18 protein-coding genes are annotated in these 24,694 nt (G+C 50.8%); all 18 read left to right on the forward strand.

Going from position 1 to position 24,694, the window contains the following annotated elements; all coding sequences use genetic code 11:
• The first annotated feature begins 7 nt into the window (after positions 1-7).
• Complete coding sequence (locus JFN88_RS17330; protein WP_199020562.1) at positions 8-1,828, forward strand: IucA/IucC family protein; 1,821 nt, start codon at positions 8-10, stop codon at positions 1,826-1,828.
• Complete coding sequence (locus tag JFN88_RS17335; protein ID WP_199020563.1) at positions 1,821-3,695, forward strand: IucA/IucC family protein; 1,875 nt, start codon at positions 1,821-1,823, stop codon at positions 3,693-3,695. The genes JFN88_RS17330 and JFN88_RS17335 overlap by 8 nt, the downstream gene beginning before the upstream one ends.
• A 135-nt stretch (positions 3,696-3,830) precedes the next feature.
• The gene (locus tag JFN88_RS17340) at positions 3,831-4,829 is read left to right on the forward strand and encodes an ABC transporter substrate-binding protein (protein WP_199020564.1); all 999 of its coding nucleotides are present in this window, start codon (positions 3,831-3,833) and stop codon (positions 4,827-4,829) included.
• 91 nt (positions 4,830-4,920) lie between these two features.
• Positions 4,921-5,910, forward strand: a complete 990-nt coding sequence (locus tag JFN88_RS17345; RefSeq protein ID WP_233167996.1) for a FecCD family ABC transporter permease — start codon at positions 4,921-4,923, stop codon at positions 5,908-5,910.
• A gap of 35 nt (positions 5,911-5,945) precedes the next feature.
• Positions 5,946-6,911: a FecCD family ABC transporter permease gene (locus tag JFN88_RS17350; protein ID WP_199020565.1), complete on the forward strand. Its 966-nt coding sequence runs from the start codon at positions 5,946-5,948 to the stop codon at positions 6,909-6,911.
• Between the two features lie 46 nt (positions 6,912-6,957).
• Positions 6,958-8,523: an AraC family transcriptional regulator gene (locus JFN88_RS17355; RefSeq protein WP_199020566.1), complete on the forward strand. Its 1,566-nt coding sequence runs from the start codon at positions 6,958-6,960 to the stop codon at positions 8,521-8,523.
• 216 nt (positions 8,524-8,739) lie between these two features.
• Positions 8,740-9,252, forward strand: a complete 513-nt coding sequence (locus JFN88_RS17360) for an adenine phosphoribosyltransferase (protein ID WP_199021284.1) — start codon at positions 8,740-8,742, stop codon at positions 9,250-9,252.
• A gap of 319 nt (positions 9,253-9,571) precedes the next feature.
• Positions 9,572-11,755 (forward strand): RelA/SpoT family protein, encoded by a 2,184-nt coding sequence (locus tag JFN88_RS17365; protein WP_199020567.1) that lies wholly within the window; start codon positions 9,572-9,574, stop codon positions 11,753-11,755.
• A 12-nt stretch (positions 11,756-11,767) separates the two neighbouring features.
• Entirely contained in the window at positions 11,768-12,214 is a 447-nt protein-coding gene (gene dtd / locus JFN88_RS17370) for a D-aminoacyl-tRNA deacylase (RefSeq protein ID WP_199020568.1), read from the forward strand.
• 1,096 nt (positions 12,215-13,310) lie between these two features.
• A complete protein-coding gene (gene hisS / locus JFN88_RS17375) occupies positions 13,311-14,576 on the forward strand; it encodes a histidine--tRNA ligase (RefSeq protein WP_199020569.1) in 1,266 nt (421 codons plus the stop codon).
• A gap of 3 nt (positions 14,577-14,579) precedes the next feature.
• A complete protein-coding gene (aspS, locus tag JFN88_RS17380) occupies positions 14,580-16,382 on the forward strand; it encodes an aspartate--tRNA ligase (protein WP_199020570.1) in 1,803 nt (600 codons plus the stop codon).
• A 97-nt stretch (positions 16,383-16,479) separates the two neighbouring features.
• Positions 16,480-17,235, forward strand: a complete 756-nt coding sequence (locus JFN88_RS17385; RefSeq protein ID WP_199020571.1) for a tRNA threonylcarbamoyladenosine dehydratase — start codon at positions 16,480-16,482, stop codon at positions 17,233-17,235.
• 220 nt (positions 17,236-17,455) lie between these two features.
• Entirely contained in the window at positions 17,456-18,784 is a 1,329-nt protein-coding gene (locus JFN88_RS17390) for a sodium-dependent transporter (protein ID WP_233167998.1), read from the forward strand.
• A gap of 78 nt (positions 18,785-18,862) precedes the next feature.
• Complete coding sequence (locus JFN88_RS17395) at positions 18,863-19,978, forward strand: GntR family transcriptional regulator (RefSeq protein WP_199020573.1); 1,116 nt, start codon at positions 18,863-18,865, stop codon at positions 19,976-19,978.
• Positions 19,979-20,137: 159 nt separating this feature from the next.
• A complete protein-coding gene (locus JFN88_RS17400; protein ID WP_199020574.1) occupies positions 20,138-21,436 on the forward strand; it encodes an ABC transporter substrate-binding protein in 1,299 nt (432 codons plus the stop codon).
• Between the two features lie 139 nt (positions 21,437-21,575).
• Positions 21,576-22,862, forward strand: coding sequence for a glycoside hydrolase family 125 protein (locus tag JFN88_RS17405; protein ID WP_199020575.1), 1,287 nt, complete (start codon positions 21,576-21,578; stop codon positions 22,860-22,862).
• Between the two features lie 63 nt (positions 22,863-22,925).
• Entirely contained in the window at positions 22,926-23,774 is an 849-nt protein-coding gene (locus tag JFN88_RS17410) for a carbohydrate ABC transporter permease (RefSeq protein ID WP_199021285.1), read from the forward strand.
• A 15-nt stretch (positions 23,775-23,789) separates the two neighbouring features.
• Positions 23,790-24,686, forward strand: a complete 897-nt coding sequence (locus JFN88_RS17415) for a carbohydrate ABC transporter permease (protein ID WP_199020576.1) — start codon at positions 23,790-23,792, stop codon at positions 24,684-24,686.
• Positions 24,687-24,694 lie beyond the last annotated feature (8 nt).

Raw genomic sequence — 24,694 nt, forward strand, 5'->3', positions numbered from 1 at the left:
TGGAGATATGAATCATTTTTCATGGCCGTCCCTGCGCTCGGAGCAGGCGATTCGAGTCAGGAGGCGGATATTTCGCCAGTTGCTGGAGTCCTTTTTGTACGAACGGATTTTGACAGAGCCGGACATTAAGGGGGAAAGCGAGGCGGAGTATGCGCTGCACGGGAACAGTCAGACCGGCGAGCCGGTGGAATACCGCTTTCGCGCATCACGGACGGCAAGCTTCGGTCGCATAAGGCTGTCAGAGGAGCCGATTGTGCGGATTGCGGCTGGTCATACAGCCGAGGTGGAATCATTACCCGGCTTTCTGCTGGAGATTGCGCCTTCTCTCCCGGCGACTGAAGCGAGGCTGTCCGCATTTATCGATGAAGTGCAGCAAACGCTTCTCAAGGATACGATGACAGCTGAATGTTGGACGAATGGCGATGATCATGAAGCAGGGTACGACGACTGGGAGGGGAGCTTGATGGAGGGCCATCCGTACCATCCCTGCTACAAATCCAGAATCGGCTTCACGCTGCGCGAGAATAAAGCTTACGGTCCGGAATTCAAGCCGGATCTCCGATTGATCTGGGTAGCGGTTTATCGGTCTGTCGCTAGCCTTGCGATGTCGGAATCGCTGTCGTATGAGGCATTCATGCAGCAAGAGCTTGGAGAAAACGGCTTGTGCCGTTTTAACGCCATGCTTCAAGAGAAAGGCTGCAAGCCTGAGGATTTTGTGCTGCTCCCTGTCCATCCCTGGCAATGGGAGCGGATCATTGCCGTTGAATGCGCAGAGCAGCTTCGGACCGAAGAGCTGATTTATCTGGGTGAAGGGGAGGATAGTTACCGTCCGCAGCAGTCGATTCGCACGCTGGCCAACCGAACCGCTGGTAACAAGGCATATGTCAAGCTGCCCCTGAATATCGTCAATACCTCATCCGGGCGGATTCTGGCCCGGCACACGATTATGAATGCGGCACCGATTTCGGATTGGCTTGGCAGAATTGCAGCAACAGACCCGTTTTTGCGGGATAAGCATCGGGTTGTCCTGCTAAAGGAGGTCCTGGGCGTATCTTACCTGCATAACAAGCTCCCCAATCTGCTGGAGCAGAAAATATATGGCTCGCTCGGAGCGATCTGGAGGGAAAGCCTGCATCCTTATTTGACAAATGAAGAACAGGCTTATCCATTCAACATTGTGACGCATACGGACACCGAGGGAGTTCCCTTTATTCATCCATGGGTTCAAGAGCATGGGGTAGAGCAATGGCTGAGCACCCTGCTTCAAGCGTCAGTCGTACCGCTAATCCATTTGCTCATCGTGCATGGCGCATCTCTGGAATCCCATGCGCAGAATATGATTTTGATCGCGAAGAACGGTCTGGCTGAGCGTATTGCGCTGAAGGATTTCCATGACGGAGTTCGATACATGCCGACACTTGCAAATTCGCTCGGATACCCGAAGATTGAGTATCCCCCTGCTAACCATCAGCGGCCAAACCGCAATTCATTCATTGAGAAGGAGCGGCCTGAAGAGTTGCGGGATTTCCTGCTGGATGCGCTGCTTGTGATCAATCTGTCGGAACTGGCGTTTTTCCTCTCCCGGCATTACGGCTTTGCGGAGCAGAGATTCTGGGAGGCTGTTGCCGAGACGATAATCGGTTATCAGCAGCAGTTCCCTGAGTTCAAAGAACGATTTGAGCAGTTTGATCTGTTTGCGCCGGAAATTGAAGTGGAACAACTCGCGAGACGCCGGGTCGATGATAGCGGGGATTGTGTACATACCGTCAGCAATCCGCTATTCCAGTACCGTCCCATGATTGCAGGAAGGAGTCGTGAACATGCATAGAACCAACGAACGTTCAGAGGATCTCGCACTATGTGAGGCAGATAGGAAGCTGTATGAGGAGGCACTGGCTTCCCCTTGCTACACAGCGGTAAGAAGGCGGATTTTTCGCCAATTGATTCAATCGTTGCTGTTTGAACAGGTAATTGGCTGGACAGAAGGTTCAGGCGATCAAGAAGGCAATTGGACCATTGAAGGAGTGAGCGCCGATCAAAAACCGGCCATCTATACCTTCCAGGCGGAGCGCCGCATCCATAATTTCGGGCGCATCCAGCTTGGCAAGCATCCTGTTATGCGCGAGTGTGGGGAAGTAGCAGGCGAGGCGGATTCGCTTGCGTTGTTTCTGGCAGAGATTGCGCCAATCATAGAAGCCGATCCGGGCAGACTGTCCCATTTTGCAATCGAGCTGGAGCAGACGCTGATTAATGACACGGTGGCCCAGTACAAGCGGCATCAGGAGAAGCAGGATTTACACGGACTTGCCTTTGAGGAGTGGGAGAGCGGGGTCATGGACGGACATCCATACCATCCCAGCTACAAATCGCGCATTGGCTTTGATATAGCGGATCAGCTCCTGTACGGCCCGGAATTTGCCGCTCCGATTCGCTTATTATGGGTGGCGCTGCATCGCAAGGCGGCGCGGACGAGTCATTCTTCCCGGTATGCGGTCCCCGGAACCGCACAATGGAATCAGGCTCGGCTGGGTGAATCCGCATTTGCCCGCTTTGTGGAGAAGTTGCAAAAGGCGGGTGTAAGTCCGGATGATTATATTATGCTGCCCGTACATCCTTGGCAATGGCGGGAGACAATCACATCTGCCTTGGCTGCAGACATTCAGCGCAGAACGCTTATTATGCTAGGCAGTTCGGAGGATCGATATACCGCGCAGCAATCGATTCGGACGCTGGCGAACCGTACGGCAGTGTCTGAACCCAATGTGAAGCTGTCGCTCAGCATCTTGAATACCTCCACTAGCAGAGTCCTCGCTCCCCATACCGTCGAGAACGCACCGATCATTTCAGACTGGCTGGCGGGCATTGTCCGGGAAGATGCCTATCTCAGGGACGAGTGCAACGTAATTGTGCTTGCGGAAATAGCGGGAGTAGCCTATGACAGCAGCCATTTGCCTGAGCTTTTACAGTCTCGCGCTTATGGAACTTTATCCTGCATCTGGCGGGAGAGCCTGCATGAGCGGCTTGCCACCGGAGAATCGGCAGTTCCGTACAACGCTTTATGCGCCGTAGACACGGAAGGGGAGCCTCTTATTGCCCTGTGGATCAAGCGCTTCGGCTTGGCGCATTGGCTGGACGAGTTGTTAAAGGCAAGCATCAGCCCGATCATACACTTTTTGTATGGCTACGGGATCGCGTTGGAATCTCATGCGCAAAATATGATGCTGATCCACCGGGACGGTCTTCCCGTGCGGGTGGCCTTGAAAGATTTTCATGACGGCATCCGATTCGCAGAAGCGGGACTGGCGAGTCCCGCTGATCTGCCCAAGCTGCACCACACGCCGGAATACCATCAGCGGGTCAACCGCAATTCGTTTCTTGTGACGACCGATCTGGACGCTGTACGCGATTTTGTGCATGACGCCTTCTTTTTTATTAATCTCGGAGAGCTTGCGCTATTTCTTCGGGAGCATTTTAACTTCGAGGAACAAACGTTTTGGCAGATGGTGCGCCAGCTTATCAACCGCTATCAGGAGCGCTTCCCAGAACATAGCTTGCGCTACAGTCAATTTCAGCTATTTGATACAAAAATCGGTGTTGAGAAATTAACAGCCCGAAGATTATATCCAGATACGGAATTGCAGATTCATTCGGTTGAAAACCCTTTGGCAGCAGAGTATACCATACAAGTTGTATAATTTTGGATATTTTTATCTTCTATATAAAATAGTGCATGAAATTAAAAACTTTCTGCATGGACACTGAAAGAAAGGTTGCGTTATAATCATCAATAATGATTATCATTATTGGCTTATCACAGGGGGAAAAAGAGAATGCAGTCTAGTCATAAGTATAGCAGCCGCAAATTAACAGTATTAGGTTTGCTTGTAGTATCCATATTGCTGGTACTCTCCGGTTGCAGCAGCTCTACCAAGACAGAATCCGTTAATTCGCCTGCCCAGGCGAGCGGGAATAAGGCCGAGGCCGGCACGAATGCTTATGGAGCCGAAGTCCACAAAGTCAACGATGCTTACGGGGAAGTTGAAGTGCCGGCCAACCCGCAAAAAATTGTTGTGCTCGACATCGGAGCGCTTGACAATTTGCTGGAACTGGGGATCAAGCCGATTGGCGCGCCATCGATTTTGACCGCCGGGGACCCGTATCCCGCCTACTTGAAGGGTACGGAGGGAATTGCCAATATCGGTACCGTCAATGAGCCGAATCTGGAAGCGATAGACGCTTTAAAGCCGGACCTTATCATTGGGAATAAAGATACGCATGACGCCATTCATGATCAATTGAAGCAGATTGCTCCAACTGTATTTGTAGAAACGCTGGGCGTTACCTGGAAAGCGAACCTCGAGCTTCATGCCGATACGGTCAACAAGCAGGCTGAAGCCGAAAAATTGCTTGAGGCTTATAAGCAAAAGACCGAGGACATTAAATCCAGGCTTGCGGATGCAAAGGGCAGAGAGGTATCATTAATTCGTCCAAGGGCGGATAAAATTCAAGTCTATCTGGAGGGTACATTCGCAGGAACCGTTATGAAGGACTCAGGAGTTATTCGGCCTGCGGCACAGTCAGGCGAAGGCTTCTCCAAAGACGCTACGGAAGAACAGATCGCAGATCTGGATGGAGATATCATTCTCTGGTTCAACCGGGAGCCGGATGCATTTGCCAAATTGGAGAAAAGTCCTTTATGGGCGAATTTGAAGGGTGTTCAAAGCAAAAATGTTCATGCGGTAGACTGGGAATATTGGATGAGCGGGCTCGGCATTCAGGCGGTTAACAAGGTTGCCGATGATCTGAACTCCTTCCTGTTTGCAAGCTGAATTGTTTAATGAGTAGAGCATATCGGATTGAGCCGCCCGGTTGGGCGGCTCAATCTTTCTGTATATATTTATCCATCTGGAGGTAGGGAAATTGAAGGCGAGATTGATGAAAGTGGCATTGCTGCTCGTACTCGTAGGCCTGGCCATGGCCGCTAGCATGGCGCTTGGAATCGTCCAAATTCCGCTGCGTACTGTATGGAATGCCTTGTGGTTATTTGACGGCTCACAGGAGCATCTCATTGTGCGCACCGTAAGGCTGCCGAGGGCTTTAATTGCCGGATTGGTAGGCGCGGCACTGGCTGTGGCGGGCTGCCTGATGCAGGGACTTACCCGGAACGGGCTTGCTGGCCCGGAACTGTTCGGGATTAACTATGGCGCTGCCCTTGCCTGTGTCATCGCTTCCTTCGTTCTGGGAACAACCTCGCTTGAAGTGTTTTCCTGGTCGGCTTTCCTCGGCGCAGGAGCAGCGGGAGGCTTGATCCTTCTGCTCGGCTCCATAGGGCGCAGCGCATGGTCTCCAGTCAGGCTGGTGCTTGCCGGGGCTACACTTAATTTGCTGCTGGCTTCAATAACACAGGGCATCCTCATTCTAAATGAACAATCGCTTGATACTATGAGGTACTGGCTTGCCGGATCGCTCACAGGACGTGATCTTGCCTTATTCCTGTTCGTACTCCCGTATATGGCAGTCGGCCTGCTCGCCGCCTTCGCGCTTGGCGGCCATATGAACATTATCCGGCTCGGCGAGGAAATGGCTCAAGGCCTCGGCCAGCGGGTGAAGTGGATGAAGGCGTTATGTATTTTAATCATTGTGCTGCTGGCCGGGGGAGCGGCTGCTATTGCCGGTCCGATCGGCTTTGTCGGGCTGGCCATTCCCCATCTGGCGAGGGCTCTGGTCGGGCTTGACTATCGCTGGGCGTTGCCATGTTCAGCGTTGCTCGGGGCTTTATTGCTTGTGGCGGCAGACATCGGGGCGCGCTTCGTACTGCCCGGGCAGGAAGTTCCAGCGGGGGTCGTAACAGCCTTTTTCGGAGCGCCATTTCTCTTGTATCTGGTTCAGCGAAAGGGGGGGACGACATAGCTGCTTTATTCTCTGACAGACGTTGGATTCTTTTGATGATCGGGTTGCTTCTATTAAACATTCTCATATTTCTATCCAGTGTTGCGCTTGGGAACAGAGACATTCCGTTCCTTGACGCATGGGCCACCGTTCTGGGCCTGGGAAGCGATACCTATGCCTTTACGATCCGGCAGCTCCGGCTGCCAAGAGTATGGACCGGCTTTTTGGCCGGCTGCGGGCTGGCGCTGTCAGGGGCTGTTTTGCAGGTAGTGACACGCAATCCGCTCGCCTCGCCAGGCGTAATCGGGATTAATGCAGGGGCGGCTGCCGCAGTAGTGACCGTGCTTGTTCTTGTACCTGCTTTCCCCACCCGGCAGCTCCCGCTTGTTGCCTTCCTTGGCGCTCTTGCGGCTACTGCGGTCATCTACAGTTTGGCCTTGCGCAAAGGCGGAACGATGGAGCGTATGCTGCTCGCAGGTGTGGGCATAACGGCGATGGCTGGCGCATGGATTACCTATTTATTGACTGTCGCCCAGGTATTTCGGGTTTCGCAAGCGTATATATGGATGGCCGGCAGTCTGTATGCGCGTACCTGGGATCATGTGTGGTCGCTTTTCCCTTGGATTATCGTTTTGTTTGCTGTAGCTTTGCTGTATGCGAGGCGGCTTGATTTGCTTCAGCTTAGTGATATCTCCGCTTCCGGTCTGGGAATTAAACTGAACTCCACGCGCATTGTTCTCATTCTAATCAGTGCCGGACTGGCCGGATCATCCGTATCTGTGGCGGGCACGGTCGCCTTTGTCGGGCTAATGGCTCCTCATATGGCGACCTATTTGGCCGGCAGCAGCAATCTCAAGCGGCTGCCTGTTGCGGCCTTGCTCGGAGGAGCGCTCGTCATGCTGTCCGATTTGACCGGCCGCATCCTCATTCCGCCATATGAACTGCCAGTCGGCCTGATTACTGCTCTGATCGGCGCGCCTTATATGCTTTACTTGCTGCTTCGAAGGCCAACTGCGTTATAATAGTAGAGACGCAATATGGAGGATTAGAGGCAGGTGGTATTCTTTGATGACGTCCCGTCTACAATCGGGTATTTATCTTTTTTCTTCGGTAAGGAAAAGAACTTGCGGGGGCGGTGCGCGCACCTTCCGGGTAACTGTGCATGTTTTGTGCTTTGTAACGGAAGGTGAAGGCGTCATTCGCCTGGATGGCGTATTGAGCAAAATACGTCCGATGGAGCTTTATTTGCTGGTGCCCGGCATGGTCGTTGAACTGCCGCATCAGTCGGACGGCTTTGTCTATTACGGTGTTTTCTTTCAGCCAGTGACGCTCCTTAAGAGGGATGGGGAGATGACAGTCAGCCCCCACGTCTCTCTGTCCGGTGGATTTCTTCCCGGGCGGGTCCGTATGGCACAGCCTGAGCAGATACTTCAGGCCATTCTACATATGCATGATAGCAGCCGGGCCCGGGCAGACAAGGATGGTCTGCAGCTTCGGCTTCAGTTGGAACAACTGATCCACCGCTTGATCAAGAGCGAGCCTGCGGGAGATCAGCGCGGGGATGATCGGATTGACCGCAGCATTGCCTATATGGAACGCCATTATTCCGATAAAATAAGCATCGCGCAGATTGCTGAAGCAGCTGGCATGAATACGGCCGCTTATTCGGGATTATTTCGCAAGCAAAAGGGACAGACCCCGGTGGAGTACCTAAATGAAATACGGATCAACAAGGCAAAGGAACTGCTTAGTCTGGACCATAGCCGGGTCAAAGAAGTTGCTTCGCTCGTCGGCTTCAATAGCGAATTTTATTTTAGCCGGACGTTTCAGCGTGTAGTAGGTGTACCGCCCAAGCTGTACACGCGGAGGAAGCAAATGAAGGTCGCCGTTGTTTCTTCCCTTGGCTTCGAACAGTATTTGCATGATATCGGCGTGAATCCGGTATGTGCGGTTGATTTTTTTCATTATCCGGGTGTGGAGCAGGCTGAATATAAGGAATTTTTGCGCAAGCAATGGGAGGGATTGGTTCAATCCGCCCCTGATCTTATAATTGCCGATGAATATCATTCAAATTTCAGGGAGGGGCTTAAAGAGATTGCTCCTTCTGTAGTAATGGATTTGCCATCATGGGACTGGAGACGAAATTTCATGAAGATTGCCGGGTTGCTCGGCAGGGAAGAGGAAGCTAGGGAAGCACTCGCCCGTCTCGTGTTCCGGGAAGCTGAAGTCAAGCAGGAGTTTCGCCAGCGTCTGGGCGAGCGCAGAATAACGTTGATTCAGGTCAATCACCGTGCGGTAGGCATCCAGGGGACGGGCGGACATCCGCTGAATGAGCTGATCTATGGAAGGCTTGGACTGTCTCCGGGCCTTCCGGCTGTGACCGCAAGCTGGAGAAGTGAGCTGTTGCCGGAGTCGATGCCTGAACTGGACACAGAACTGCTGCTTATTCACAAGCATCATGTGCTTGCGGGCAGCGAGACTATTTACAAGCGGCTGCTGCAATCGGTTGCATGGGCAGGCATTCCCGCTGTCAGGGACGGGGCCGTGTATCAGGTAGAGAACTGGTTTGCGATGAGCTGGACGCCTTCCGGCCGGCATTACATTATGGACAAGCTGCTGGAGCTGTGTAATTGACCTCATGCAATCATCTGCTTATGGTACAGGCAGGGATGAACGGCTCGCGGTACAGGCAGGCATAACGACAGGTTTGCCCAGGTGGGCATAAAGATGTTAAGATGGTTGTCGGGTATTGTTTTTTGCATGATCGTAGAGATTGAAAATAGAGCTTTCAAAAGCAGCGTGCATGATGTGGAGGCTGCTATTACTTCATTTATTAGGAGCGGACAGGTAATGAATTTCAAAGATTACATTCGTGTTATCCCGGACTTCCCTCAGCCGGGCATTCGGTTTAAAGATATTACGACGCTGCTGAAGAACGGACCGGCCTATCAGGCGGCTATTGCTGCGATGAGACAGCAGGTGGCTGATCTGGAAATTGACATTATTGCCGGACCGGAGGCGCGCGGTTTTGTCATTGGCGCTCCGCTGGCGCTGGCGCTGGGGGTAGGTTTCGTGCCGATTCGCAAGAGCGGCAAGCTGCCTGGCGAGACTGTAGAGGCTGACTACGATCTCGAATACGGCAAGGATAAGCTTGCGCTGCACAAGGATTCGATCGTCCCTGGTCAAAAGGTGTTGATCGCGGATGACCTGCTCGCGACGGGCGGTACAATCGCTACTACTATCAACCTGATCAACAAGTTGGGTGGTAACGTTGTCGGAGCGGCGTTCCTGATCGAGCTGTCCTATCTGGACGGTCGCAAGAAGCTCGGAGACATTCCATTGACTTCCCTTGTCACCTATTAAATAGGAGCAAGGCGTCCCTTTTGCATGCTTTTGAATTTAACATGGCAGTTCATGTCTGATTTGACATGGGTTGTCTTTTTTTATATGGAAAGAGTGAAACGGAGCCAGTGCCTGTTAAATGACGGCAAAGCCGTTTATACCTCCGTGTTGACATGTCGCACACGCAAGCCGAACGTCTCTTTACTGTATTTCTCTTTCCACAGTTGACGTTTGCCTATAGTTACGGGCATAATATTAGGAAACTCGACAAATATAAGAAGTCTTTCATTTCGCAGCCGTTTACGCTTGCAAGGGATTCTATTTTGGAAAGGGAAGTTTCATGGGCATTGAGCAGTTACTCGAAAAGGCATCGGCCTATCTAAAAGAGCCGGAATTACAGCGCATCCGGGAAGCCTATGATTTTGCAGAGCAGGCTCACCACGGGCAGATCAGAAAATCAGGCGAACCTTATATTTTGCATCCTGTTGCTGTTGCCGATATTTTGGTGAACATGCAAATGGATGTTATTTCGATTATCGCTGCCCTGCTGCATGATGTGGTGGAGGATACGACTGTCGCGCTGGAGGAAGTCAGAACCCGCTTTGGCGAGACATGCGCCATGCTCGTTGATGGCTTGACCAAGCTGGAGAAGATTCAATTCCGCTCCAAAGAAGAGCAGCAGAATGAAAACTACCGCAAAATGTTTGTGGCGATGGCCCAGGATATCCGGGTTATTCTGATCAAGTTGGCCGATCGCCTTCATAATATGCGAACGCTGAAATTCCAGTCTGAGGAAGCACAGCGTCGGATTGCATACGAGACGCTGGAGATTTTCTGTCCGATTGCGCATCGGCTCGGTATTTCCGCGATCAAATGGGAGATGGAGGACATTGCCCTCCGTTACCTAAACCCGCAGCAGTATTATCGGATTGCCAATCTGATGAAGAAGAAGCGCGCCGAGCGCGAGAAGCATATCGAGGATGTCATCAGCCGGATTGATGAGAAGCTGGAGGAAATGTCCATTGAGGGGGACATCTCTGGCCGTCCGAAGCATATATACAGCATTTATAAGAAAATGAACGAGAAGAACAAGCAGTTCAATGAGATCTATGATCTGCTTGCCATTCGCATCATTGTCGACAATATTAAGGACTGCTATGCAACGTTAGGCATTATTCATACGCTGTGGCGTCCGATGCCGGGTCGGTTCAAAGACTACATTGCTATGCCGAAAACAAATATGTACCAGTCGCTGCATACAACCGTCATTGGACCGAATGGCGAGCCGACAGAGGTACAAATTCGTACCTGGGAGATGCACCGTACCAGTGAGTACGGGATCGCGGCGCATTGGGCCTATAAAGAGGGCACTCATGTTTCCGAAGGCAATCTTGGAGACAAAGTGACCTGGTTCCGTGAAATTCTGGAGCTGCAAAATGATACGCGCGATGCTGCGGAATTCGTAGAGTCGCTTAAGATGGATTTCTTCTCCGATTTAGTATTTGTATTTACGCCAAAAGGTGAAGTGTTCGAGCTTCCGGCCGGTTCCGTGCCGCTAGATTTTGCGTACCGGGTGCATACCGAGGTCGGGAATCGGACGATCGGAGCGAAGGTCAACGGACGTATCGTCCCGCTGGATCACAAGCTGAAGACTGGGGATATCGTTGAAATTCTCACCTCCAAACATTCCTACGGGCCAAGCCAGGATTGGGTCAAGATTGCTCAATCCTCTCATGCCCGGACGAAAATTCGCCAATGGTTCAAGAAAGAACGGCGCGAGGAGAATGTTATCAAGGGCCGTGAGATGCTGGAGCGCGAGCTGAAGCGTCTGGGGCTGGAGCCATCCGCCTGGCTGACAGATGACAAGTTGATGGAAGTAGCCGGCAAGTTCGCTTTCAATGATATTGAAGATATGCTTTCAGCTATCGGCTTCAGCGGCATTACGGCTGCGCAGATTGTTACCCGGCTGACAGAGAAGCTGCGTAAGGAGGCCGAAGAGTCCAGTCAAATCGAGCTGACGAGCGAGATGAAGGAGATGAAGGCTCCTTCCCAAGTGAAGAAAAGCCGCCCGACTCACGGTGTCCGTGTCAAAGGCGTGAACAATCTGCTGGTAAGGTTTGCACGTTGCTGCAATCCGGTTCCAGGCGACCAGATTATCGGGTACATTACACGGGGACGCGGCGTATCTGTGCATCGGCTGGATTGCCCGAACATCCCGCTTGGCGCTGACGGCGAGGAAGCAGCCAGGGTGATCGAGGTGCAGTGGGAGGATACGATCGAAGCGAATTATAGCGTCGATATCGAAATTACGGGGCATGACCGCCGCGGGCTTCTGAATGAGGTGCTGCAGGCTGTTTCCGAGAGCAAGACCAATATTGCTGCGGTGTCGGGCCGTTCAGACAAGAACAAGATTTCCATGATTCATATGACGATATTGATTCGGAATATTGAGCATTTGCAGGCTGTCGTTGAGAAAATTAAGCGGGTCAAGGACGTTTACTCTGTACAGCGCATTATGCAGTAGGGAGGGAACGGCATGAGAGTTGTAGTACAGCGCAGCAAGACTGCTTCGGTGGCTGTTGACGGAGAAATAGTCGGCCAAATTGATCAGGGACTGGTGCTGCTGGTCGGCGTGACCCATGAGGATACGGATGCTGATGCTCGCTGGTTGGCGGACAAAATTGCCGGACTGCGGATCTTCGAAGACGAGCAGGGGAAAATGAATCTGAGCATTGCCGATATTGGCGGCCAGGTTTTGTCGATCTCCCAATTTACGCTGTACGGAGATTGCCGCAAAGGTAGAAGGCCCAATTTCATGAATGCCGCCAGACCGGAGTTGGCCGAGCCGTTATATGAAACCTTCAACAGCATGCTGAGGGAAGCCGGACTTCCAGTTGCTACCGGACGTTTTGGATCAATGATGGATGTGTCGCTGACAAACTGGGGTCCGGTTACGTTAATTTTAGATAGCAAAGTACAATAATCCGTATGAAGAAGGCCGGGACCGGTGCACACTAAGGGGAGAGCAATCTCTTGGAAGGGGTGAACCGGTCCTTATGCGTCAATCTGACAAGGAGCTGGGAGTTTTGCGAGGGGCCGGGAGGCTTCTGCATCTTGAGCGCAGAGAGGCGCTCGCCTGCTACAGACTCGACGGGGAAGTGCAGAAGGACGCCGCTGATTCGCGGGGCGTGTCTGCAAGCGGCCCCTGTTTCTTCAAAACTGTTTACGTTTGCGAGATCAATTGAACGGAAGAAACGAAAAGGAAACCGCTTTACATTTTGTAATAGAACTGTAATGTGGCTAACATCTTTGTTTAACAGACCCAGTCTATAATGATATTCGACCCCCTTTTTTAAATATACATTCATTTGGACCTGCGGCTGTGATGCTGGCAGGTTTTTTTCTAAGTATAAGAATTTTTAAAGTTCCTTCTATAAATGGATCAACCAAAAAATTAGTGGTTGACATCGAGGAGATAGCAGCGAAGGGGCAGAGGAATTGTGGAGAAACGAACGTGGTCGCCTTTAAAGCCCGATTCCCCCATCCTATAAAGGAATCGTGCTTTAACAGCGATCGGAAGAATCCTCTGCCACGCAGCGTTCCCTCCTTATTAGAAGGCAACCACTAATTTTGGTTTTAAGCCCTATAAATAAGCCTATATTTTTCCTCGAAACGAAGTTTTGCCCGTCAAAGGACGGCAAAGCCGTTTACGCTTGGTCCACAAGATTCTTGACTTTCCGGGTTGTTGCAGGTAAAATCAATAATCAGTATATCCAATCGATTCAGTGATGGGACAAAGTAACCCGCAATACGTATGCAGAGAGGGATGCCTTAGGCTGCAAGCATCCTTATGGTGAACGGGCGAACAGACCTCCCGGAGAACATCCGGCGAACCTTTCTGTCTATGACAGGGTATTAGCCGATATGCGATTAGCGGGCGTTAACCGCTTGAGCGGAACTGGGGTGATGGCTCCAGAACCGGAATGTGGGTGGTACCACGGGAGATGATGACTCTCGTCCCTGACTGTTTGGTCAGTGGCGGGGGTCTTTTTGATTTTATCAGGCTGGAGGGGACGATCATGGCGTTTCAAAAACCGCCAGGCACACAGGATATTTTGCCCGGTACAACAGAGAAATGGCAATTTGTTGAGGAAAAAGCGCGGGATATTTGCCGCCGCTTTAATTTTCGGGAAATCCGCACGCCGATGTTTGAAGCGACCGAACTGTTTCAACGCGGGGTCGGAGAGACGACGGATATTGTCGAGAAGGAAATGTACACCTTTACCGACCGCGGCAACCGCAGCTTGACTCTGCGGCCTGAAGGTACGGCAGGTGTTATGCGGGCTTATGTAGAGAACAAACTGTACGGGGAGCCGGATGTATCGAAGCTCTATTACGTCGGTCCAATGTTCCGCTATGAGCGGCAGCAGGCCGGACGTTACCGGCAGTTCCACCAATTCGGTATTGAGGCGCTGGGCTCGGATTCGCCTGCTCTGGACGCGGAAGTTATTGCGCTGGCCTATACCTTCTACAATGAAGTGGGACTCAAAGGGGTGCGAGTAGAGATCAATTCGGTTGGCACGTCGGCGATTCGCGCCCAATTTCGCGACAAGCTGCTGGCATTCCTGCTGCCGAAGCGCGAACTGCTCTGCAAAGACTGCCAGTCCCGCATGGAGCGCAATCCGCTTCGTGTGCTGGACTGCAAGACGGATCAGCATCATTTTGAAGGGGCGCCCTCCATACTGGACAGCTTGGATGAGGAATGCCGCATTCATTTTGAACAGGTACAGAGCAATCTGCAGGCGATGAATATTCCGTTTACGATTAATCCGAAGCTCGTTCGCGGGCTGGATTATTATACGCATACCGCTTTTGAATTCAAGGCGGAGGGTATCGGTTCCATTGATACGATCGGGGGCGGTGGACGCTTTAACGGACTGATTGAGGAGATTGGCGGACCTAGCCAGCCTGGGGTCGGCCTGGCCATCGGCCTGGAGCGGACCGTCATGCTGCTTGCGGGACAAGAGGCTGAGCTTGAAAAGCGCAGCCGGATCGATATTTATCTGGTTGCACTGGGCGAGCAGGCTGAACAAAGAATCAGCGGCTTGTTGTATGAGCTGAGGTTGCGCGGAATTTCTGCCGAGCGTGACTACCTGGGCCGCAAGATGAAGGCGCAGATGAAATCGGCGGACCGTCTTCAGGCCAGATTTACGGCCATCTTGGGTGATGACGAGCTGGATCGAGGCGAAATCGCACTGAAAAACATGGCAAACGGGGAGCAGCGCACGGTTGCTTTATCACAGCTTGCCGATGAATTAATACAATCACTTAAAGGGGATGTATAGACCATGTTAAAAACACATCATTGTGGAAGCTTGTCGAAGGCAGATGTAGGACAAACTGTAATCCTGAACGGCTGGGTACAGCGCCGCCGCGACCTTGGGGGCGTATTGTTCATTGATCTGCGCGACCGCAGCGGTATTGTACAAATCGTATTCAACCCGGATTTCTCCGGTGAGGCGCTGGAAATTGCTGATCGTGCCCGCAATGAATTTGTACTGGCTGTAAAAGGTGACGTCGTCGAGCGCGACCCGGAGACATTCAACGCAAATCTGGCTACCGGAGAAATTGAAGTCCGCGTGACAGAGATTGAAGTGCTGAACACAGCGAAAACACCTCCATTTCCGATTGAAGATGGCGTGGAAGTGGATGAGTCGCTGCGTCTGAAATATCGCTATCTGGACCTGCGTCGTCCGGAAATGCAAAACACGCTGCTGCTTCGCTCCAAATCTGCGAAAATTTTCCGTGATTTTCTTGACGGCAAAGAATTCGTAGAGGTAGAGACGCCAATTCTGATCAAGAGTTCGCCAGAAGGGGCACGCGATTACCTGGTGCCAAGCCGCGTACATCCGGAGGAGTTCTTCGCACTCCCGCAATCGCCGCAAATTTACAAGCAGCTTCTGATGGTTAGTGGACTTGAAAAATATTATCAAATTGCCCGCTGCTTCCGCGACGAGGATTTGCGCGCTGACCGCCAGCCGGAATTTACCCAAGTGGACATTGAAACTTCCTTCATGAACCAGGATCAATTGCTTGGGCTGATGGAGCAATTGATGGTAAGGCTGTTCAAGGAAACCGTCAATGTGGATCTGCCAGTACCGTTCCAGCGGATCAGTCATGCGGATGCCATGAACAAATATGGCTCGGACAAGCCGGATCTGCGTTTTGGTCTGGAAATTGAGGAAATTACCGATATCGTATCCACCAGTGACGTCAAAGTTTTCGCAAGCATTGCAGCAGGCGGGGGTGTGGTTAAAGCAATCAACGCCAAAGGTTGCGCAAGCTGGAGCCGCAAGGAGCTTGATGATCTGCAGCCGTTCGCTGCCCGCTACGGCGGCAAAGGTTTGGCATGGGTAACGGTGAAAGAAGGCGAATGGCGCGGACCGATCGTCAAATTCTTCAAGCCGGAGGAAATCGAAGCGCTGACGGAGCGTCTTGGCGTTGAGGAAGGCGACCTGCTGTTGTTCTCCGCAGACAAGAAGAAAGTCGTTGCCGATGTGCTTGGCAATTTGCGGCTTAAAATCGGACGCGACCTCGGCCTGATCAACGAGTCCGAATACAAATTTGCCTGGGTTGTCGACTTCCCGCTGCTCGGCTGGGATGAGGAAGCCAAGCGCTACGTAGCAGAGCATCATCCGTTCACCCGTCCGAAGGACGAGGATCTGCATTTGTTCGAATCCGATCCAGGCGCTATCCGTGCTCAAGCTTATGACCTCGTGCTGAACGGTTATGAAGTAGGCGGCGGTTCCATGCGGATTTTCAAACGTGATGTACAAGAGAAAATGTTCCATGCGCTTGGCTTTACAATGGAGGAGGCGCATGACAAGTTCGGCTACTTGCTTGATGCGTTCGAATACGGTACGCCTCCGCACGGCGGCATCGCCTTCGGTTTTGACCGTCTGGTCATGCTGCTCGCGGGCCGAACCAATCTGCGAGAGACGATTGCATTTCCGAAGACGGCAAGCGCCACCGAACTGCTGTCCGGTGCTCCGTCTCCGGTTGATCTCTCTCAACTGGAGCAGCTTCATATTCGCACTGTGCCAAAGCCTGGGGTGAAGCCTGCGGCCGCGCCAACAGAGCAACAAGCGTAAGGCAAGGCAGATCAAAGCAAATTCAAGATTGAATCGTCAGGCCAAGTTTCCCGACTCGGCCTGACGTGCTGCATGGGAGAGAAAGGAGACGGTATGAATGCTACATCAATTTTCCCGTACGGAACTGGCAATCGGGCCTGAGGGTCTGGAAGTAATGAAGGGCAGTACGGTAGCTGTACTGGGGATCGGCGGCGTCGGCTCTATCGCGGCTGAAGCGCTGGCGCGTACTGGAGTCGGGCGAATCATTTTGATTGACAAGGACGTTGTCGATATTACGAATGTGAATCGGCAAATTCACGCTTTGATAACAACGATAGGACAGCCGAAGGCAGAGCTGATGCAAGAGCGCATCAAGCTGATCAATCCCGAGTGTGATGTAATTGCGCTTAAAATGTTCTACACCGAAGAAACCTATGAGAAGCTGTTTGAATATGAGCTGGATTATATAGTGGATGCCTCGGATACGATTGAATACAAGATTCATCTGATCAAGCAGTGTCTGGAGCGCAAAATCGAAGTCATTTCCAGTATGGGTGCAGCCAACAAAATGGACCCGAGCCGCTTCCAGGTAGCTGATATTTCCAAAACATCAGTAGATCCGATTGCCAGAGTGGTCAGACAGCGCCTGCGCAAGGAAGGTATCAAAAAAGGGGTCAAAGTTGTTTTCTCTACCGAAGAACCTATGAAGCCGCGCGAGGATGTCACAGAGCGGATTGTTCCAGAGAATGCTCCTAAAATCCGCAAGGCAAAACAGCCGCCAGCAAGCAATGCTTTCGTACCGCCAGTTGCCGGACTGATTATGGTAAGCGTGGTTGTAAAGGACTTGCTGGAGAAAAACGGTATTAAGATTTAGCTTAGAGTTAAAGACAACCAGTTTAAAACGTTGTGATCGGAATCTCAAGCGGCTGTCTCTACTTTAGAGCGGCCGCCTTTTTTGAAAATATAAGAATTTATAAAGTTCCCTTTGTAAATAAGCTTATATTTCACCACGAAACGAAGCTTTTGCCCGTCAAAGGACGGCAAAGCCGTTTGCGCTCGAATGTGGGAAACAAATGCTAGGGGTGTATTATGCTATGGGAGTACAAAAGGAAGAGCGATTTTCAAAGGGTGGCTTTATATTGTCGGCAATTGCAAGTGCCGTAGGTTTAGGAAATATATGGAAATTTCCGTATATTACAGGTGAACACGGCGGAGCAGCGTTCTTTTTGCTGTTTATTATTTGCTTGCTGCTCGTTGGTTTGCCGCTGCTGCTTGCCGAACTGGCGATCGGCAGAAGCAGCCGAGCAAGCGCAGCTTCTTCGTTTACCAAGCTTGGCGGCGGCGGACGAAGCTGGCGTATCGCAGGATTGCTGCAAGTTCTTACGCCTTTTCTAATTTTATGCTTTTATGTTGTTGTCGTCGGCTGGACGTTTCACTATGCGGTTCTTGCTTTTAGCGGAAGCTTGCAGGCCGGAACGGATTTTGGCGGCGTATTCAAACAGTTTATCGGTGGTTACATGCCGATAGTATGGCAAGCCATATCCATGATGCTGATTGGCTGGATTGTCGTCAAGGGCGTCTCTGGCGGAATAGAGCGCTTCAACAAAATACTAATTCCAACTATGGCCGTGCTGCTGTTGCTGCTGATGATTCGTTCAGTAACACTTCCCGGAGCGGGCGAGGGAATATCGTTCTTCCTGAAGCCGGATTTCTCGCAGCTAACGCCGGAATCGGCGCTGGTAGCGTTAGGACATGCCTTTTTCTCCTTGTCGCTTGGTATGGGTATCCTGCTGACTTATGGGGCTTATGTCGACCGACGTCAGTCGCTTGGTCCAGCGGCTCTTGCTATAGGGGCGGGTGATCTCATCTATGCGCTCATTGCTGGTCTGATTATATTCCCGACCATCTTCTCGTTCGGCATTGCGCCAAATGAGGGACCAAGTCTTGTTTTCATTGCCTTGCCTGCCGCATTTTCCGTGATGCCGCTAGGCACGCTGTTTGGAGGCCTGTTCTTTGTGCTGCTGGCCATTGCGGCGCTGACCTCCGCCGTCTCCATATTGGAGGTGCCTGTTGCTTTCGCAAAAGAACAGTGGGGCTGGAGTCGTACCAAGGCGGTATGGACGATTGCAGGCATCAGCTTCTTGTGCGGTATTCCGCTTGCGGTATCGCTTGGGATGCGGCCGGACCTTGGCTTTTTAGGAAAATCATTATTTGATTGGATTGACTTTTTGACGTCCAATATTTTGCTGCCTGTCAGCGGGCTGATCGTCACGATTTTTGCCGGCTATTATTGGAAGCAGGCGGGCGAGGCGGCGGGACTTAGCGCCAGATGGTTCCGAATTTGGCTGTTTATGCTGCGTTATATTATACCCATACTGATGCTGCTTGTTCTGCTGCACACTTCGGGCATCCTGAAGCTTTAGCTTTTTTTGGAAACCGATTGCAAAACAACAGCTTTTTAGGTATAGTTGATATATCATGATACATCAAGGGAGGACGAGATGGAAGGTCCGCTGTATGAGCAGATATATAACTATTTAATGGGCAAGATTCAAAGCGGCGAGCTTACGAGCGGCAGTCGGGTACCTTCTGAAAAAGAGTTGGCTGAGCAATTTCGGGTAAGCCGCATTACCTCGAAGAAGGCATTGGAAATGCTGGCCGCGGCCAAGGTAATTGAACGGGTACAGGGGAAAGGCTCCTTCGTCGCAGAAGGCTGGTCCGATTCCAGTCAGTCTGTCCAGCAGAGCGCAGCCGTCCCGCAAAAATGGAAGCTCGTCGGGCTGATGCTTCCGGATTTCGCCGATTCGTACGGGTTGCGGCTTATTCATGGCATTGAGGAACGTTGCTCGGAGCTCGGGTGCCATATGCTGATGAAAATTACGTATGATAAAAGCACGGAAGAGGAAGAAGCGATTCGCTCGTTCCAGCAGTTGGGCGTAGACGGTTTTATTATTTTTCCGGTGCATGGCGAGCATTACAATCCGGAATTGCTGCGGCTTGTTTTGGACAAGCAACCCATAGTCCTCGTCGATCGTTACTTGAAAGGGCTGGCTGCCTGCTCAGTGTATACGGATAACCGCGCGGCTGCAAATGAACTGACGACATATCTGATTCAGCAGGGACATTCCAAAATTGGTTTCATTTCGTTGCCAGCTGAAAACACATCAACAATTGAAGATCGGGTACAGGGATATACCGATGCGTTGCTCCGGCATGGCCATCGGTTAGAGTCCCGATATTTAATGATGAATTTGTACAGCTCCGTCCCGCGCTCATTTGAGGAACGCAATATTAAAATCGATTTTGAAAATGTGCGTGCGTTTGTGGAGCTTAATCCGGAGCTGACAGCCTTTGTCGCCGCGGAATACAATTTGGCGCTTATACTGCGTGAAGTGTTGCTCAATATGGGTAAAAGCATTCCGGAGGACGTCAGCATTGTTTGTTTTGATTCACCGCACAATGCTTTCGGGAACCATATGTTTACACATATTGCCCAAAATGAGTTTGACATGGGCAGGCGGGCCGCAGACTTGTTGCACCAGCAATGGAATGAGCAGGAAGTTGTTTATCAAAATATTGTCCCTCATCAATTTATTAAAGGCGAGTCAACATTGTAGACTGTAGACGAGTCCGATTAAAAGCCCGGCGTGCAGCCGGGCTTTTTACATTCTCATGATATACCAACTGAAATAATAAATTTATATTGACATATTAACATAATAGATTTAACATATTATTTGCAAACGCTTAATTATGAACACAGGGGGCATTTTTGAATGAAAAAGTGGATGAGTACCATTGTAGTGGGAGTCATACTGGTTGGACTTTTATCAGGTTGTGGCAGCAGCAGTGGGAATACCGGGAAAAGTTCTGAAGGTACTGGGAAAGAAACAAACAAACCAGTTGAGCTCACGTTCTGGGGTGACTGGGGAGGCGAAGGCCAGAAGCAATTTGAAACGATGGTTAATGCTTTTAACGAATCGCAAGACAAGATTCGCGTGAAATACGTACTGCAACAGGACATGATTACAAAGTTTCTGACAGCTTCTACATCCGGCGGATCGCCTGACATCATGTTCTGGGACCGTTGGCGCACAAGCTTGTATGCGCCGAAGAATGTCCTGCATCCAATTGATGAATACCTGGATCGTGACGGTATTTCCAGAAGCGATTACTACGATGAGGCGCTGAAGGAACTTTCCTATAAGGATAAGTTGTATGGACTGCCTTTGACTGTTGATGCGAGAGCTTTGTTCTATAACAAAACGATGTTCAAGGAAGCTGGTCTGGAGGCTCCTACGAATTGGGCAGAATTGGAACAGGCAGCTGCAAAATTGACGAAGTGGAATGGAAACAAGCTGGAAGTCGCCGGTTTGTCGCTGGGTGACCCTGGACTTTTCAGCATGTATGTGCAGCAAGCAGGCGGTAAAATGCTGAACGATGCAGGAGATGCAACGGCTTTTAACAGCGAAGCGGGCAAAGAAGTTCTCGGTCTGTGGGGACGTCTGTTGAATGAGCATAAGGCTTATAAGCTTGGCTTTGAGCAAGGACTTGGCGAAGGTCAGGATGCCTTTGTAACGGGTAAGCTGGCCATGAATTTCACGGGTCCTTGGATGCTCAGTACGTATAAAAAGTACGGCAAAGACCTTGATTTCGGTATTGTCCCGCCTCCGGCAGGGCCAAATGGCGATAAGGCAAGCGTAATGGGCGGATTCGGACTTGTAATTGCCGAAGGTTCCAAACATAAGGAAGAAGCATGGGAATTTGTGAAGTGGTGGCTGGCCAATAAAGATAACGTTCTGCTGTGGTCAAAAACAAGCTTGAACATCCCGGGTTTTAAACCGGCGCTTGAAGATCCATTCTTTAAAGATGATCCAAGCTGGAAGCCATTCCTGGATACGCTGGAATTCGCAAAAATCAGACCGCAGCATCCTGGCTACTCTGTGATGGAAGTTGACGGATTGATTCCGAACTTGCAATTGTTCCTGGAAGGCAAGCAGGATGCAGATACAACGCTTAAAAAATCAGCGGATCAAGGAGACAGATTGTTGAAGGATAACAATTTATTGAAATAAATAAAGCCTAGGCAAGCAGCTATTAGTCTATGGCTAAATAGTTCAGTGGAAATAAAACAAGCATAGAGAAAACACAGCACAGGGAGCAGCGGTACATTGGCATGCTCCCTACAAGCTGCTAACGGAGGAGAGAAACCATATGACCATTATATCGACAACAGCACTGGATGGCTGGATTGCAGAGGTTCAGGAGAAGCTGTCGCAGAGAACGAAGACGCAAGCGATGTTTGCAACCTGTATTCGCAACACGATTGAAACGACGATGAAACGCCAAAGCGACGGAACAGCCTTCGTCATTACAGGTGATATACCTGCCATGTGGTTGCGCGACTCAGCGGCCCAGGCGCGGCCATATTTGCTGCTGGCAAGCCGGGACCCTGAGGTGGAAAAGCTGCTGCTCGGCATTGTGGAGCGGCAATTGCAATTTGTTCTGCATGATCCTTATGCCAACGCATTTAACGAGTCGCCAAGCGGCCAAGGCCATCAGAATGACCTGACAGAGATGACACCATGGATTTGGGAACGCAAATATGAGATCGATTCGCTTTGCTATCCGATTCAGCTAGCTTACCTGGTATGGAAGAATACAGGACAAACATCGCAGTTTAACAATACATTTATAGCAGCCGCAGATGCCATTATTAAATTATGGATTAAGGAGCAAAACCATGAGGAACAGTCCAGCTACCGATTTGAGCGGTCAGACTGCCCTCCATCGGATACGCTTACGCGTGAAGGCAAAGGCGAGCCTACCGCGCCGACGGGAATGACATGGTCTGCCTTCCGTCCGAGCGATGACGCTTGCCAGTATGGTTATTTGGTCCCGTCCAATATGTTTGCGGTTGTTGTGCTTGGCTACCTGGCCGAGATCGCAAGCAGTGTGCTTGGGGACGCAGAACTTCAAGCAAGAGCGGAGGCGCTTGCTGCCGAGATCGACGCCGGTATCCAGAAACACGGTATCGTGGAGCATCGTGAGTATGGCAAAATCTTTGCCTATGAGACGGATGGTCTCGGTAACTATAATCTGATGGACGATGCCAACGTGCCAAGTTTGTTGTCCCTGCCTTATCTTGGCTATTGCGACGAGGATGATCCGATCTATGTGAACACACGCCGCTTTATTCTGAGCGAGGGAAATCCTTATTTCTTCAAAGGAAGCGCAGCCGAAGGTATCGGGAGTCCGCATACGCCGCACCATTACATTTGGCATATCGCGCTTGCAATGCAGGGATTGACCGCGCCGGATCAGCAAGAAAAGCTGCGCTTGCTTGATTTGTTGGAGCAAACAGATGCCGGCAAGGGCATGATGCATGAGGGCTTCAACGCCGATCGTCCGGAAGAATTCACACGGGAATGGTTTTCCTGGGCCAATATGATGTATTGTGAGCTCGTTTTAGACATTTGCGACATGCGCGTCAATAAATGAAATCATCAGAGAGGATGATCGCCAGTGTTCCGTTCTCGTAATCTGCACGGACATCAAGCGCGTATGGCTTATTTGTTCATAACGCCTACTCTGCTGTTGTTCGGTATATTTACGGTCATACCTGTGTTTATGGCTTTTTATTTAAGCTTTACGAATTACGATGTGCTAAGTCGAATGGATTGGGTCGGCTTCAGCAACTACAAGAAGCTGGTTGGGGACAGTCTGTTATGGCAGACTTTCCTGAATGTGTTTTACTACACGATCGTATTCGTACCGCTTAATATTTTATTATCTCTGCTGATCGCGCTGCTGCTCAATCGGGCAAGCCGTGCTGTGAAGCTGTTCCGTACGCTTAATTATTTGCCGACGCTGACCTCCGCTGTAGCGGCAGCGACGGTCTGGATTTGGGTTTTGCATCCGGAATACGGACTGCTTAACGGATTTTTAGGCTACTTTGGCGTGACGGGTCCGGCTTGGCTGTCGGAGACAAGTACGGCCATGCTTTCCATTATTATGGTGACGCTGTGGCAATCGCTTGGCTCCAACATGATTATTTATTTGGCGGGATTGCAGGGCGTACCGGATTATTTGTACGAGTCCTCCAAGCTTGACGGAGCGAATGCATTTCACCGGTTTCGCTATATTACTTGGCCGCAATTGCGTCCGACTACGTTCCTTGTAAGCACCATGTCAATTATCGGAGCGCTGCAGTTGTTTGACCAGGCCTTCGTACTGACTCAAGGTGGACCGGCCAATGCAACGAAGACACCTGTATACCTGATTTATCAGCAAGGGTTCAATCAATTGGATATGGGTTACGCTTCGGCGCAAGCATTTGTACTGGCGCTTTGTATTTTAGCTTTTTCATTAATCAACATGAAACTTTCACGGGCTGAGGAGCCTATTGTATGACGGAGGTGAACAGTGATGCACACAGCAAGTATCCAGTCTTATGCGCGGCGTAAGCGCGCTCTAGGCACTGTCCTTTTTTACATTGTCGCCAGCATTATTTCATTGGCTATGTTCTTGCCCTTCTTGTGGAGCTTACTGACCTCCCTGAAGCCTGACGATGAAATATTCGCCTTACCGATCAAATGGCTCCCTTCCCAGTTCACGTTGGAGCATTACCGAGACGCATTTACGACAGTGCCGTTTTTCAAATATTTCGGCAACTCTTTATACCTGGCTGTTATGGGCGTTGTGACCAACCTGTTCTTTGGTTCGCTTAGCGGCTATGCTTTTGCCAAATTGTCTTTTAAATTAAACAAGCCGCTCTTCCGGGTGCTGCTGGCAGCGATGATGATTCCCGGTGTTGTCACCATGATTCCAAGCTTTTATGTGTTGATGCATATTCCCTTCATAGGTGGGAACGACTGGCTGGGAAATGGCGGTCATGGGCTGGTTAACTCCTTCTGGGCAATTATTTTGCCGGGCGCCTCAGGAACCTTTGCGGTATTTTTTATGCGGCAATTTTTCTTGACGCTCCCCAATGACATGATGGAGGTGGCACGCATTGAAGGCGCCGGAGAGTTCCGGATCTTCTGGCAAATCTATTTGCCGCTGACCAAGCCAGCGCTGGCTACCCTTGGGATTTTTACCTTCCAGGCGGGCTGGAACGCTTTCCTGTGGCCGATGATCGTGCTCAACGATCCCGCAAAACATACGATTCAAATGGGGCTTCAGGCATTCTCGTATAATTACCAGACGGATTTCGGGCCTATGATGGCTGGAGCGCTGGTTGCGATTTTACCGATACTCATTTTGTTTGTATTACTGCAAAAATATTTTGTACAAGGCATTGCGTTTAGCGGTGTGAAAGGTTAAATCCAAAA

Origin of the sequence: Paenibacillus roseus, from assembly GCF_016424485.1 — a bacterium.
GTDB lineage: Bacteria > Bacillota > Bacilli > Paenibacillales > Paenibacillaceae > Paenibacillus_D > Paenibacillus_D roseus.

Bases quoted from the DNA above. Each gene is read 5' to 3' on its own strand.
- JFN88_RS17335 (WP_199020563.1), top strand. From the start codon at position 1,821: ATGCATAGAACCAACGAACGTTCAGAGGATCTCGCACTATGTGAGGCA.
- JFN88_RS17365 (WP_199020567.1), top strand. From the start codon at position 9,572: ATGGGCATTGAGCAGTTACTCGAAAAGGCATCGGCCTATCTAAAAGAG.
- JFN88_RS17340 (WP_199020564.1), top strand. From the start codon at position 3,831: ATGCAGTCTAGTCATAAGTATAGCAGCCGCAAATTAACAGTATTAGGT.
- JFN88_RS17410 (WP_199021285.1), top strand. From the start codon at position 22,926: ATGGCTTATTTGTTCATAACGCCTACTCTGCTGTTGTTCGGTATATTT.
- JFN88_RS17355 (WP_199020566.1), top strand. From the start codon at position 6,958: ATGACGTCCCGTCTACAATCGGGTATTTATCTTTTTTCTTCGGTAAGG.
- JFN88_RS17330 (WP_199020562.1), top strand. From the start codon at position 8: ATGAATCATTTTTCATGGCCGTCCCTGCGCTCGGAGCAGGCGATTCGA.
- hisS (WP_199020569.1), top strand. From the start codon at position 13,311: ATGGCGTTTCAAAAACCGCCAGGCACACAGGATATTTTGCCCGGTACA.
- JFN88_RS17390 (WP_233167998.1), top strand. From the start codon at position 17,456: ATGGGAGTACAAAAGGAAGAGCGATTTTCAAAGGGTGGCTTTATATTG.
- JFN88_RS17405 (WP_199020575.1), top strand. From the start codon at position 21,576: ATGACCATTATATCGACAACAGCACTGGATGGCTGGATTGCAGAGGTT.
- aspS (WP_199020570.1), top strand. From the start codon at position 14,580: ATGTTAAAAACACATCATTGTGGAAGCTTGTCGAAGGCAGATGTAGGA.
- JFN88_RS17395 (WP_199020573.1), top strand. From the start codon at position 18,863: ATGGAAGGTCCGCTGTATGAGCAGATATATAACTATTTAATGGGCAAG.
- dtd (WP_199020568.1), top strand. From the start codon at position 11,768: ATGAGAGTTGTAGTACAGCGCAGCAAGACTGCTTCGGTGGCTGTTGAC.
- JFN88_RS17415 (WP_199020576.1), top strand. From the start codon at position 23,790: ATGCACACAGCAAGTATCCAGTCTTATGCGCGGCGTAAGCGCGCTCTA.
- JFN88_RS17350 (WP_199020565.1), top strand. From the start codon at position 5,946: ATGATCGGGTTGCTTCTATTAAACATTCTCATATTTCTATCCAGTGTT.
- JFN88_RS17400 (WP_199020574.1), top strand. From the start codon at position 20,138: ATGAAAAAGTGGATGAGTACCATTGTAGTGGGAGTCATACTGGTTGGA.
- JFN88_RS17385 (WP_199020571.1), top strand. From the start codon at position 16,480: ATGCTACATCAATTTTCCCGTACGGAACTGGCAATCGGGCCTGAGGGT.
- JFN88_RS17360 (WP_199021284.1), top strand. From the start codon at position 8,740: ATGAATTTCAAAGATTACATTCGTGTTATCCCGGACTTCCCTCAGCCG.